General features: G+C 65.6%; 12 protein-coding genes. 3 read left to right on the top strand and 9 right to left on the bottom strand.

Annotated elements, in window-relative coordinates; translation table 11 throughout:
* Positions 1-5: 5 nt before the first annotated feature.
* Complete coding sequence (gene tamA, locus HALO32_RS17090) at positions 6-1,859, bottom strand: autotransporter assembly complex protein TamA (protein ID WP_151445095.1); 1,854 nt, start codon at positions 1,857-1,859, stop codon at positions 6-8.
* A gap of 28 nt (positions 1,860-1,887) precedes the next feature.
* Entirely contained in the window at positions 1,888-2,730 is an 843-nt protein-coding gene (locus HALO32_RS17085) for a coiled-coil domain-containing protein (protein WP_151445094.1), read from the bottom strand.
* Positions 2,731-2,976: 246 nt separating this feature from the next.
* Here HALO32_RS17085 and HALO32_RS17080 point away from each other — a divergent pair, with 246 nt between their 5' ends.
* Positions 2,977-3,555 (top strand): superoxide dismutase, encoded by a 579-nt coding sequence (locus tag HALO32_RS17080; RefSeq protein WP_151445093.1) that lies wholly within the window; start codon positions 2,977-2,979, stop codon positions 3,553-3,555.
* Positions 3,556-3,593: 38 nt separating this feature from the next.
* Here the strand turns inward: HALO32_RS17080 and HALO32_RS17075 are convergent, their stop codons facing one another.
* Both HALO32_RS17075 and galU read right to left on the bottom strand, forming a co-directional pair.
* On the bottom strand, positions 3,594-4,883 hold the full coding sequence (locus HALO32_RS17075; protein ID WP_151445092.1) for a UDP binding domain-containing protein: 1,290 nt from the start codon (positions 4,881-4,883) through the stop codon (positions 3,594-3,596).
* Positions 4,884-4,888: 5 nt separating this feature from the next.
* Positions 4,889-5,779 carry a UTP--glucose-1-phosphate uridylyltransferase GalU gene (galU, locus tag HALO32_RS17070; RefSeq protein WP_151445091.1) on the bottom strand — a complete coding sequence of 297 codons (891 nt, stop codon included), beginning with the start codon at positions 5,777-5,779 and terminating at the stop codon, positions 4,889-4,891.
* Positions 5,780-5,922: 143 nt separating this feature from the next.
* On the opposite strand from galU, the gene ubiG reads away from it, so the two are divergent.
* Positions 5,923-6,651 (top strand): bifunctional 2-polyprenyl-6-hydroxyphenol methylase/3-demethylubiquinol 3-O-methyltransferase UbiG, encoded by a 729-nt coding sequence (gene ubiG / locus HALO32_RS17065; protein ID WP_151445090.1) that lies wholly within the window; start codon positions 5,923-5,925, stop codon positions 6,649-6,651.
* Positions 6,648-7,322: an HAD-IA family hydrolase gene (locus HALO32_RS17060; protein WP_151445089.1), complete on the top strand. Its 675-nt coding sequence runs from the start codon at positions 6,648-6,650 to the stop codon at positions 7,320-7,322. The genes ubiG and HALO32_RS17060 overlap by 4 nt, the downstream gene beginning before the upstream one ends.
* 27 nt (positions 7,323-7,349) lie before the next feature.
* On the opposite strand, the gene HALO32_RS17055 is transcribed toward HALO32_RS17060, so the two are convergent.
* From HALO32_RS17055 to tolA, 5 genes are read right to left on the bottom strand one after another with little or no spacing between them, the layout of a single operon-like run.
* Positions 7,350-8,114 carry a YciK family oxidoreductase gene (locus HALO32_RS17055; protein WP_151445088.1) on the bottom strand — a complete coding sequence of 255 codons (765 nt, stop codon included), beginning with the start codon at positions 8,112-8,114 and terminating at the stop codon, positions 7,350-7,352.
* 17 nt (positions 8,115-8,131) lie between these two features.
* Positions 8,132-8,911, bottom strand: a complete 780-nt coding sequence (gene ybgF, locus HALO32_RS17050) for a tol-pal system protein YbgF (protein WP_151445087.1) — start codon at positions 8,909-8,911, stop codon at positions 8,132-8,134.
* Between the two features lie 29 nt (positions 8,912-8,940).
* Positions 8,941-9,495: a peptidoglycan-associated lipoprotein Pal gene (pal, locus tag HALO32_RS17045; protein WP_151445086.1), complete on the bottom strand. Its 555-nt coding sequence runs from the start codon at positions 9,493-9,495 to the stop codon at positions 8,941-8,943.
* 23 nt (positions 9,496-9,518) lie between these two features.
* Complete coding sequence (tolB, locus tag HALO32_RS17040) at positions 9,519-10,808, bottom strand: Tol-Pal system beta propeller repeat protein TolB (RefSeq protein ID WP_151445085.1); 1,290 nt, start codon at positions 10,806-10,808, stop codon at positions 9,519-9,521.
* Positions 10,808-11,911 carry a cell envelope integrity protein TolA gene (gene tolA, locus HALO32_RS17035; RefSeq protein ID WP_151445084.1) on the bottom strand — a complete coding sequence of 368 codons (1,104 nt, stop codon included), beginning with the start codon at positions 11,909-11,911 and terminating at the stop codon, positions 10,808-10,810. The genes tolB and tolA overlap by 1 nt, the downstream gene beginning before the upstream one ends.
* Position 11,912: the final 1 nt, after the last annotated feature.

Raw genomic sequence — 11,912 nt, 5'->3', positions numbered from 1 at the left:
AGCTCTCAGAATTCCGGGCCGATAGAGAAGTGGATGCGGAAGGCATCATCGGCATCGAAGGGGTGGGCCACATCGAAACGAATCGGACCCACCGGGGAGATCCAGCGCACGCCCAGGCCGGCGCCGGTTTTCAGGTCGTTCGGATCCCAGTCGCTGAAGGCATCGCCGGTGTCGATGAAGCTCGCCGCCCACCACTTCCCGGTGATACGACGCTGGGCCTCGAGGCTGGCGGTGAGCAGTTGCTCACCGCCGATTAGCCGGCCCTCGTCGTCCTCGGGGGCAAGGCTCTCGTAGGCGTAGCCCCGCACGCTGCTATCGCCGCCGGTGAAGAAGCGCAGCGAGGGGGGAATGTCCGCGAAGTCATCGGTGGTGATCATACCGAGGCCGACTCGACCCACGAAACGATTGTCGTCGCCGACCTTGCGGATCCATTCGCTGTCGCCCGTCAGGCGCAGGAACTCGGCGGCCGACCCCCACCAGTCACTGGAGTACTCCACGGCCAGGCGCTGGCGATCTCCCCAGGTGGGAAAGGTGGGGTTGCGCGTGCGGGTGCGCGACCAGCTGATACCGGGATAGAGCAGCAACACCTGATTGGAAACACCGGCCTGGGTGAAATCCTCGAAGGTACCGCGCAGATAGAGACTCTGCTCCCAGTCATTGTCGAATTTCCAGCGACGGGCCGCCTCCAGGGTACTCTCCAAGGTCCGGGTGTCCTCGTTGTCCTTGTGGCGCAGACCGTACTGGAAGCGATAGCTGTCACGCAACGGGTCCGCCAGCGGCAGCGTGTAGACGCCCGAGAAGCGTTGGTCCGGCGCCGAGATGTAGAGGTTGTGATCCAGGCCGTGACCATAGCGGTTGATCCAGGGCTGGTCCCAGGCAAATCGCAGGCGAGGGCCGACGTCGGTGGCATAGCCCACGCCTACCTCGAACTGGTGGCGGTCAGCAGGAGTCACCACCACGTCGATCGGTACGTTGGGAACAGTGGGGCGCTGCAGACTGGCGGCCGCCAATAACGACGCCTCGGCAATACGAGGCGTCGCGGTGACGGGCTCCACGCCCGCCACATCCAGCGACTGCCACCAGGTCGGTTCTGCCTCCGGCAACGCCAGGCGCCTCAGCTCCCGGGCGAGACGCGGACGCACGTTCACCGAGGCAAACCACTCGGTCTCGCCCAGGCGCTGGTTGAACCTGGCGACCCGGCTCGCCAGGTAGGGTTCCCCGCTGGCGAAGGGGGCCAGGTTTTCCAGCCGGGCGGTCTCGATATGATGGCCCCGGAAGTTTACGTCACCGAAGCGATGGCGACGGCCGCTGTCCAGCGCCAGATAGAGCCGGGCACTGTTGGCGTAGGGCCTGACCTCCATCCGACGATCGGCAAAACGCCAGTCGAAGTACCCGCGTTCGAGAGCGAGGTTGGCCAGCCGGCTGCGCAGACTGTCGAAGGGGGCATGGCGCAGGCGATCCCCTTCTTCCAGAGGAAACGCCTCGATGGCCTCGGTGAAGGGAGGATCTCCCGCGGCATCGCCGGTCACGGAGAGTTCGAGGACCTCGATCAGCACCGGTTCTCCCGGACTGATGGTCAGCGTCACTTGAGTCGGTGAATCGGGATCATCGAAACGCGGCTCGATCCGGGGCGAGTAGTAACCGTATACGCGCAGCGCCTCGCTGCTGCGCCGCAACACCTCGCTTTCCAGGCGATCGGGACTGTACTGCTCGGCTTCCAGGCCATCGAGGTAGAGGCGGACGTTCTCTGCCAATGGATCTTCGATGCCCTCGATGGTTGCCTCAAGGGCCAGGGTGCCAGGCGCGAGACCCAGGCAAAGTGCCGCCAACCCCAGGCGTGTGTAAACGCAACTATCCATTGCTAACGCTTCCTGAACTGGCGACAAGTCATTCGCGCAGGGCCTCGAGCTGGGCGTTCATGACAAGCTGCGACTGGCGCAGCTCACGCAGCTCGGACTCGATATCTCGAATCTGGTTGCCCAGCATTTCCCTCTGTTCCTGCGCATCATCGCGTGATCCCGCCATCGCTTCAACGTCGGCCTCGAGGCTTGACAATGCCTCTTCCTGGGCGGTCAGACGCGACAGTTGGGCATCACGCTGGCGGGCAAGGCGCCCGTCCAGCTCATTCAGCTCATCCAGCGCTGCCTCGTGGGCCTCATTGAGCGCGGCGAGCCGCTCCTGAAGTGCGGCTCGCCCCCCCTCGCCCGCCCGCTCCAGGGCATCCAGGGAGGTGCGGGACGCGGCCAGGATGGCAGCCAGCGTATCGTTCTCGTCGCTCAGAGCGGCGAGCCGGTCATCGAGAGACGTCGTAGACTCTTCGAGAGACGTCACCCTGTTCTCGATAGGCGTCAGGCGCTGTTCCTGTTGCGTATTGAGCGTCGCCAGGCGTTCGTCGATGACGGCATCGAGTTCGGCTTCCAGGTTGGCGAGCTCGTCCATGCGCTCCTGAAACATAGCGAAAGCCTCTCCTCGCCCTTCTTCCGCATCGAAGCGAGCATGCACGTTGGAGAGTTCGCCGCTGACTCGAGCGAGCTCCGCCTGCAGGCGGGTGCGCTCCTGCCAGCCGACCCAGGAAAGGGCGACACCGGCGGCAATCAGCAACACCACCAGCAGCCATAACGGCCAGACTCGCGGTGGCGGGGGCTGACGCCAACGGGGCGCCGAGAGACTGGCATCCGGGTCCGGGACGATCGGCCGGCTGTACCGGGAGGCATCCGGGCGCTCTGCCATGGCGAACTCCTTCTCTGGAAAACAGGGTGGCCGGGGCCGCCGGCAGGCGCCGTCTGATTGGCGCCTCCAGAGCCGGGTGCTATGCTGCCGCGACAGCACCGACACATCGACTTGATAGTGTAAGGTTTTTCGTCACCGGAACGCACGGAGTACGTCAACGCCAGCTTGCCGGGCCTTGAACTCCGCTAACCCGATGGCGCGCCACGGCGTGCTGTACCAAGACCGCTGCTGACAAGGAGAGATTCGATGGGATTCGAACTGCCCGCACTGCCTTACGAGAAGAACGCGCTGGAGCCGCACATTTCCGCCGAGACCCTCGAGTACCACTACGGCAAGCACCACCAGACCTACGTGAACAAGCTTAACGAGCTGACCAACGGTACTGACGACGCCAACAAGTCACTGGAGGAGATCATCAAGTCCTCCTCCGGCGGCTTGTTCAATCAGGCGGCTCAGGTCTGGAACCACACCTTCTATTGGCACTGCCTGGCGCCCAACGGTGGCGGTGAGCCGAGCGGCGCACTGGCCGAGGCCATCGATGCCAAGTTCGGTTCCTTCGACACGTTCAAGGAAACCTTCAACGCCCAGGCCGCGGGCAACTTCGGTTCGGGCTGGACCTGGCTGATCAAGACTGACGACGGCGGCGTCGACATCGTCAACACCAGCAATGCCGATACCCCCATCGCCCACGGCCAGACCCCGCTGCTGACCATCGACGTCTGGGAGCACGCCTACTATATCGATTACCGCAATGCGCGTCCCAAGTACCTCGAGAACATCTGGAGCGTCCTCAACTGGGACTTCGTCGCACAGAACTTCAGCTGATCGCGCGGCGCTCCGGCACCTTATTGTCGGGTGCAAGGTCAGGGATCGGCGCGTCGCCCGATGCCTCTATAGTGCATGCCACAGGCGGCCACGTGAGCGGGATCGTAGATGTTGCGTCCGTCGAGCAGCAACTTCTCGCCGAGCCGCTCGGCCAGCTGAGTCCAGTCGGGGTTCCAGTAGGCCTTCCACTCGGTGACCAGCAATAAGGCATCGGCCCCCTCGCAGGCTTCCAGGGGCTCCCCCCGGAACACCTCGAGCAGCGGGTGCTCGCCGACCTCGGCCAGCACCGCAGGGATCGCTGCCGGATCGTGCAGGCGAACCCGCACCCCCTGGGCCCAGAGCGCGCGCAACAAGGTGAGCACCGGCGCCTGATCAATGCGGGCCGTGCCGGGCTTGAAGGCCGCCCCCCAGATGGCCACGCAACGACCCTCCAGGCGACCGTGGAAGTGCGCCCAGAGCTTGCGGAACAGCGTCTCCTTCTTGTGCTCGTTGATATCGAGCACCTGATCGAGCAGCGCCGAGTGGCGCCCGCTCGCCGACTGGACGTCGGCCAGGCGCATCAGGTCGCGGGAAAAGTTGGGGCCGCCGAAGCCGCAGCCGGGGTAGAGGTACTCGTAGCCGATGCGCGAGTCGGCGCCCATGCCCTGGCGGACGTACTCCACATCCACTCCCAGGCTGTCGGCCAGCCCGGCGATATCGTTCATGTAGCTGATGCGCGTGGCGAGCATGCCGTTGATAGCCAGCTTGGTGAGCTCCGCGGCGCGCCGAGGCATGCGCTGGAACACCTCGCGACGGCGGTTGAAGGCGCGCAGCAGCTCGCGCACCTGACGCTCCGCCCTGTCGTCGTCACAGCCCAGCAGCCAGCGGGAGGGCCGGGTGAAGGTCTCCCAGGCGCGCCCCTCCTCGAGCAGGTCGGCCAGGGCCACCGCTCGGCAGCCGCCAAGGCGCGATTCCAAAAGCTCGGTCTCGCCCACCGGGAAGGTGGAGTTGTTGACCAGCACCGCCCCCGGGCAGAGACCGTCCATCAGGCGCTCGACGCTGTCGGCCGCATCCTGGCGCTGGTCCGGGGAGACGGCGAGCCAGAACACGTCGTAGGGCTCGCCGCCGACGGCGTCACGCTCGTCGGCGACCAGGCGCAGGCTGCCCTGGTCCAATCCCTCCTCGAGCCGGCGCATCAGCTCCGGTTCGCTGGTCAGCCAGCCGCTGGCGGAGAGCGCTGGCCAGTCAGCCGAGGCATGGGGCAGCCAGGTGGTCCGGTGGCCGACCCAGGAGAGCGCCGCCGCGGCGGTGGCAGCGGCCAGCTCGCTGCCGTGGATCAGTACCCGCATGGAGGTCACTCCTCTCCGGCGTAGCGCGTCAGCAGCTCACGAAACCCTCGGCCGTAGCGCGGGTGACGGCGACCATAGGCGAGGATCGCCTCCAGATAGCCCAGCTGGTGGCCACAGTCGTAGGTCTTGCCACGCATCCGCCAGGCGTCAACGCCTTCCTCGCGACGCAGGGTCTCGATGGCGTCAGTGAGCTGGATCTCGTTGCCGGCGCCTGGCGGGGTGTCGGCAAGCAGCGAGAAGATTCGGCCCGGCAACACATAGCGGCCGATCACCGCCAGGTCAGAAGGCGCCTCATCCACGGGGGGCTTCTCCACCACGCCGGCGATGGGCCGTGATTCGCCAGGGCCGGGGAGCTCGCCGCCGGTGTCGACGATGCCGTACTTGTGGACCATGTCGTGGGGCACCTCCTCGACCATCAACTGACTGTGATGGCTGGCCTCGAAGGCGGCGATCATTCCCGCCAGGTCATTGGGCTTGATGCCCTCGCCGTCGACCAGCACGTCGGGCAGCAGGACCACGAAGGGCTCAACGTCACCTACCACCGGGCGCGCACAGAGCACGGCGTGACCCAGGCCCAGCGGTTCGGGTTGGCGCACGCTGATGATGTTGACGTCCGCGGGCACGATGGAGCGTAGCTCCTCCAACAGTTCCGTCTTGCCCTTGGCCTCGAGGCTCGCCTCGAGCTCGAAGTGCTTGTCGAAGTGATTCTCGATGGCGCTCTTGGTGCCATGGGTCACCAGCACAATATCGCGGATGCCGGCGGCGACGGCTTCCTGAACCACGTACTGGATCACCGGCCGGTCGACGATGGTGATCATCTCCTTGGGAATGGCCTTGGAAGCCGGGAGACAGCGCGTGCCGAACCCGGCAACGGGAAGAACGGCCTTGTTGATCATGGTGCGGTCCCTGTCACTGTTTGAAGATATGGCCATCGGGAAAGCGTGGGAATGCCCTCCCGGGAGCAGGTACAATGCCCCATGATACCGGACCGAGCCCGGCCTGCCAGCGTGTCAGTTCAGCGACTTCATGGAGACAGCAGATGAGTGCAAGCCACCCGGAAGCGGATAACGTCGACCAGGCAGAGATCGCCAAGTTCGAGGCCCTGGCCGATCGCTGGTGGGATCCACAAGGCGAATTCAAGCCGCTCCACGACATCAACCCGCTGCGGCTGGACTTCATCGATGCCCGGGCGGGACTGGCCGGTCGACGAGTGCTCGACGTGGGCTGTGGCGGTGGCATTCTTGCCGAGGCCATGGCCCACCGTGGCGCCGAGGTCACCGGCATCGATCTGGGCGAAGCACCATTGGCCGTGGCCCGGCAACACGCCAAGGAGAGCGGGGTGGCCATCGGCTATCGCCATATCAGCGTCGAGGAGATGGCGGCGACCCAGCCCGGCGAGTTCGACGTGGTGACCTGCCTGGAGATGCTCGAGCACGTGCCGAACCCCGCCTCGGTGGTTCACGCCTGCGCTACTCTGGCCAAGCCCGGCGGCCAGGTGTTCTTCTCGACGCTGAACCGCAATCCCAAGGCCTATGTGCTGGCGGTGCTCGGCGCCGAATACGTGTTACGCATGTTGCCTCGCGGCACCCACGACTACCGGCGCTTCATCCGCCCCTCGGAACTGGCCGGCTGGTGCCGTGAGGCGGGGCTGGATGTGCGCGAGCAGAACGGCCTGGTCTTCCATCCGCTGACCCGTCGCTATGCCCTGTCGACGCGCGATGTCTCGGTCAACTACCTGATGCACTGTCGCCGGGAAGCGACGAGATGACCGGGCACCTTCCCCAGGCCCTGCTCTTTGACCTGGATGGCACCCTGGTGGATACCGCACCGGACCTGGCCCGGGCCACCAACGTCCTGCGTCACCATCATGGGCTGCCGGCCCTGCCCTATGGGGTAATTCGCGCCCAGGTCTCCAACGGCGGCAGTGCCCTGGTAACCCTGGCCCTGGGTCTCGACAAGGAAGCCGAGGGCCATGGCGAGGCGCGTGCTTTCCTGCTCGAGGCGTACGGTCGCGCGGTAGCCGAGGAGAGCCGGGTCTTTCCCCCGCTGGAACGACTGCTCGCCGAATGGGAGGCAAGCTTTCGTCCCTGGGGAATCGTGACCAACAAGCCTCGGGCCTATGCCGCGCCACTGATCGAAGCGCTGCAGCTTACCCCTGGCGCCCTGCTCTGCGCCGACGACCTGCCGGTCAAGAAACCCGACCCCGAGCCCCTGAGAGAAGCCGCGCGTTATCTCCGAGCGGCACCTGCCGACTGCTGGTATATCGGTGATCACCGCCGCGACATGCAGGCGGCACGCGCGGCCGGCATGGCCGCGGTGGCGGTGGGCTATGGCTATATCGAGGAAGGGGACGACTACCGAGGGTGGCCCGCCGACCTCTGGTTCGATACGGCCGAGGCGCTGGCGGCGGCCCTGAGAAACACCGGGCGAGGAAAGTAAGTGGCCCTCGAGAGACCCGGCCCGTCATCATCCATGTTTCGGTGGCTGGGCGTCGAACTTCTCGCCGTTGTGGCCGCGGCTGTCCGGACCCATCAGCCACAGATAGGTGGGCATGATCTCTTCGGGAGTCCGCAGCGTCATCTCGTTCTCGCCGGGATAGGCAGCCTTGCGCATGGCGGTTCGCGTGCCTCCTGGATTGAGGCTGTTGACGCGTACCGACCCCAGGTGCTCGACTTCATCGGCCAGCACCTCGACGAAGCCTTCGGTAGCGAACTTGGATACCGCGTAGGCCCCCCAGTAGGCCCGGCCACGGCGCCCAACGCTTGAGGAGGTAAATATCACCGAGGCATCCGTCGAGCGCTTCAACAATGGCATCAGCGCTTGAGTCATCCAGATCGGCCCATTGATGTTGACCTGCATCACCTGCTCCCAGAGTTCAGGGTTGTACTGCTCGAAGAGCGTGATGCGGCCAAGGATACCAGCATTATGCAGGATCCCGTCGAGGCGGCCGAACGCCTTGTCGAGGGTCTCGGCCATATCGTGGTAATCCTTGAGCGTGGCTCCCTCGAAGTTCAGCGGAAAGATCGCCGGCTGGGGCCCTCCGGCGGCTTCAATCTCGTCGTAGACCTTCTCCAGCTTGCTGATGGTGCGCCCGAGCAGGACCACGGTGGCCCCATGGTCGGCAAAGGTCAGCGCCGCCGCTCGACCGATGCCATCCCCGGCACCGGTCACCAGGATAATGCGGCCGTCGAGCAGGTCGGCCGCAGGCTGGTAGTCGATCTTGCAGGTCATCATTATTCCTTTGTCCCTCAGTTGCCTGCCTGGCGGAGGAAGTCGTCGGCCAGACCGGCGGCGCTGCTGTCGGGATGCTCCTCGCGTACGCGGTCGAGTAGCGCCCGGCTCTCTTCCGGGCGTCCCTGGCGAGCCTCGAGCAGGCCTAGCTTGTAGAGAGCGTCGGGCACCTTGCTACTCTCGGGAAAGTCATCCAGGACCCGACGGAACGCGGCATCGGCGGCCTCCAGTTCGCCCTCGGCGGAATGGAGCTCGCCGAGCCAGTAGTGGGCGTTGGCGGTCAGACGGCTATCGGGATGCTCGCTGACGAAAGCGTTGAAGGCACTGATGGCCTGGCCGAATTCGCGGGCCTGAACGTGGGAGAAGGCCTCCTGGTAGGCCTCCTGTATGCCGGGTTCCTCCGCACTTGGCGAAGGAGCCTCGGCGACCTGACGGGCGCTCTCCTCGTCCACGGCCGGAACGGCCTGGTCGACCCCGCCGCTCGTCGCCATCAGGCGATCCTCGATGTCCATATATTGCTGGCGGGTCTGACGGCGCAGCTGCTCCAGCTGGTGGCGCAGCTCCTCCACCTGCCCGCGCAGCTGGCGGAGCTCTTCCTGGTGCTTCTGGACCTGGTTGAAGAGCACCAGACTGCCGCCGGCCTCCTCACGAGTGGCCGCCTGGTCATAGAAACTACCGGATTCGGATTGTCCAGTGAGGTCCTCCACCACCGGCTGCTGCGCCACAAGCGGCGTCGCTACGGTCAGCGGGAGAAGCAGAGCTCCCGCGCCGCACAGTCTCTTAAGACCCTGTCTCATCGTTCTCTCCCTCGTGGAATCGGCCCGGCTCAGTAGGCGAAGACCACTCGACGGTTCTGGGCGTAAGCTTGCTCATTCTGACCGCGTGCTGCAGGACGCTCCTCTCCGTAGCTGACCACCTCGACCTGGGAGGGTGAAACGCCCTGGACATTGAGGTAGCTCTCGACCGCATCGGCACGACGCTCACCCAGCGCCAGGTTGTATTCGCGCGTGCCGCGCTCGTCGGTGTGCCCCTGCAGAACGACGCTAGCGCTAGGGTTGGCGCGCAGGAAACGGGCATGAGCGGTCAGCACTGGCTCGAACTCGCTACGAATGGCGTCACTGTCGTATTCGAAGTAGATGGTTCGGGTCTGCGGGATACGATCGTCGGTGGTGGCTCGCTGTCCCTCACGACCGTCACGGTCGCCGTTGATGCCACGGCCATCGGCCGTTCCGGTGGAGACTCCACCGCCATCGGTGCCACCGGTGCCACCAGTGCCACCTGTCGAGTCGCCGTCCTGGCCACCTCCGGTGCTGGAACAGCCGGCCACGAAGGCCAGGGACAGGGCGATGGCCAGGGTTCTGGCATAGGGCTTGAGCTGCATCGTGAAACTCCTTGTGGGCTACATCAGTTCAGAAACGGTGACCATGCGGGTTCGCGGACATCACCCTGCGCTGCCGGCAGACGAAAGGAGGCACGCCCATCCGCTGAGATCCCACCCAACACCCCATTGCCGGCCTGCCGGGTGGCGAAGATTACCATGGTGCCATTGGGCGCGACACTGGGGGATTCGGCATGCCCGGCTTCGGTCAGAGCCACCAGGCGGCCGCTTTCCAGATCCTGGCGCGCTACCTGAAAGCCATTGTTGCCCCGGTGGATCAGGAAGATCGCCTCGCCGTCCGGCGCGAAACGCGCGCGGGCATTGTAGTTGCCGGTGAAGGTCAAGCGCTCTTCCTCGCCGCTGTCCAGGTCGAGACGGTAGATCTGCGGGCCACCGCTGCGATCCGAGGTGAACAGCAGGCTGCGGCCATCCGGCGACCAGGCGGGCTCGGTGTCGATGCTGGAGTTGTTGGTGACACGCCGGACATCGCGCGCGCCGATGTCCATCACATAGATCTCGGGCTGGCCATCCTTGGAGAGCGCCATCGCCAGGCGGCGACCATCCGGCGACCAGGTCGGCGCGCTGTTCAGCCCCTCGAAGGAGGTGGCACGCACGCGCCGGCCGGAGGCAAGATCCTGGATATAGATCGCCGGGCGCTCGGTCTCGAAGGAGACGTAGGCCAGCTTGCCACCATCCGGCGACCAGGCGGGCGACATGATCGGCTCGTCGGACGAGAGGATCTGCTGGCTGTTGCGGCCATCGGCATCGGCGACATGCAGGGCATACTGGGTATCGGGACCGATACCGCTGGAGGTCACATAGGCGATGCGGGTGGAGAAGGCACCGCGGATGTCGGTGATCGCCTCGAAGATCTGGTCGCTGATGTAGTGGGCGGCGTCACGCAGCTCGCTGCGACCCGTGGTCACGGTCTCTCCGAGCATGCGTCGCTCGCCGCTGACGTCCATGAGCTCGTACCCGATGCGATAGCCATCGTCCTCACGACTGACCCGACCCACGACCAGGTATCGAACGTCCAGGGCACCCCACTCACCAAAGCGGACTTCCTCTCGCGAAGCAGGACGATCGAACATGGCGCGGCGCTCCAGCGGCTCGAAATAGCCGCTGCGCTCCAGATCATCGGAGACGATCTGGGCAATGTCCTGGGGCAGGTCGTCGCCATCGGCAAAGGGCACGATGGCGATGGGCGTGGCACGATCACTGCCACGGGTGATCTCTATGGTCAGATCGGCGGCCTGCGCCAGGCTGGTGAACAACAGCAGCGTGGCAGCCAGCCAGGTGGTCTTCAGGACGTTCATCAGCGGATATCCCCTGGTCGGAATCGCAAGTTGAATTGACGGTAGTCGCGTTGGACAGACGCCGGTAATTGGCGCAGCTCTGCAAAAGGTGCAGCGGCCTCCACGGCCTGGATAGCAGAGCGGTCGAAAGCGCTGTAGCCGCTGCTCTGCTCAATGGTAGCCGCGAATAGCTCCCCTGAGGGACCCAGCCGCACCAAAATGTCGGCAGTGGCCCCGTCGGGCACGTTGGGCGGAATGACCCAGGCTTGCTCCACGGCTCGGCGCACCAGGTTGATGAAGCTGTTGGCCGCCTCGCTGGCCTGGCGAGCATTGGCCGCACGCTCTTCGGATTCCTGAATAAGGCGCTGCATTTCAGCTTCCTGCCGTTCTCGCTCACGGCGGGCCTGCTCCTCGGCCTGGCGCTGACGTTCGGCTTCCGCTTCGGCTTGACGCTGGCGTTCGGCTTCTGCCTCGGCCTGGCGCTGGCGTTCGGCTTCCGCTTCGGCTTGACGCTGGCTTTCGGCTTCTGCCTCGGCCTGGCGCTGGCGTTCGGCTTCCGCTTGACGCTGGCGTTCGGCTTCTGCCTCGGCCTGGCGTTCGGCTTCGGCTTCCGCCTGGCGTTCGGCTTCGGCTTCCGCCTGGCGTTGACGTTCGGCTTCTTCCTGGCGCCGCCGCTCGGCTTGTTCCTCGCGTTCACGCGCCTGCTGCTCGGCCTGCTCAGCACGACGGGCGGCCTCCTCCTCGGCGGCCCGGCGAGCCGCCTCGCGAGCCTCAGCCTCAGCCTGACGCTGTCGCTCGGCTTCTGTAGCGGCCTGGCGCGCCGCTTCCTCGACAGCCTCGTTCGCCTCGGCGTCCGCCTGGCGAGCATCTTCTTCCGCAGCGCGCGCCGCGGCTTCCTCCTCATCCTGGCGAGCCGCCGCCCGGGTGCGGGCCTCCTCGGCACGCTGGGCCCGATCGGTGGTGGTCTCGGTGCTGACGAGCGTCGCCTGTACGATGCTGGTGCTTGGCGGCTCGATCTCTCGCTCGGGAAAGCGGATCACGCTGGCCACCAGGATCGCCAGATGCAGGGCGACGGCGAGCACCACAGGCAGGCCATAGCCCACGCGTCGGTCATGTCTGGCCATC

The organism is Halomonas lysinitropha (genome assembly GCF_902500215.1).
In the GTDB taxonomy this organism is placed as follows: Bacteria; Pseudomonadota; Gammaproteobacteria; order Pseudomonadales; family Halomonadaceae; genus Halomonas; species Halomonas lysinitropha.
The sequence above is the reverse complement of the archived record's forward strand: the minus strand, read 5'-3'. Positions and strand labels throughout refer to the sequence as shown.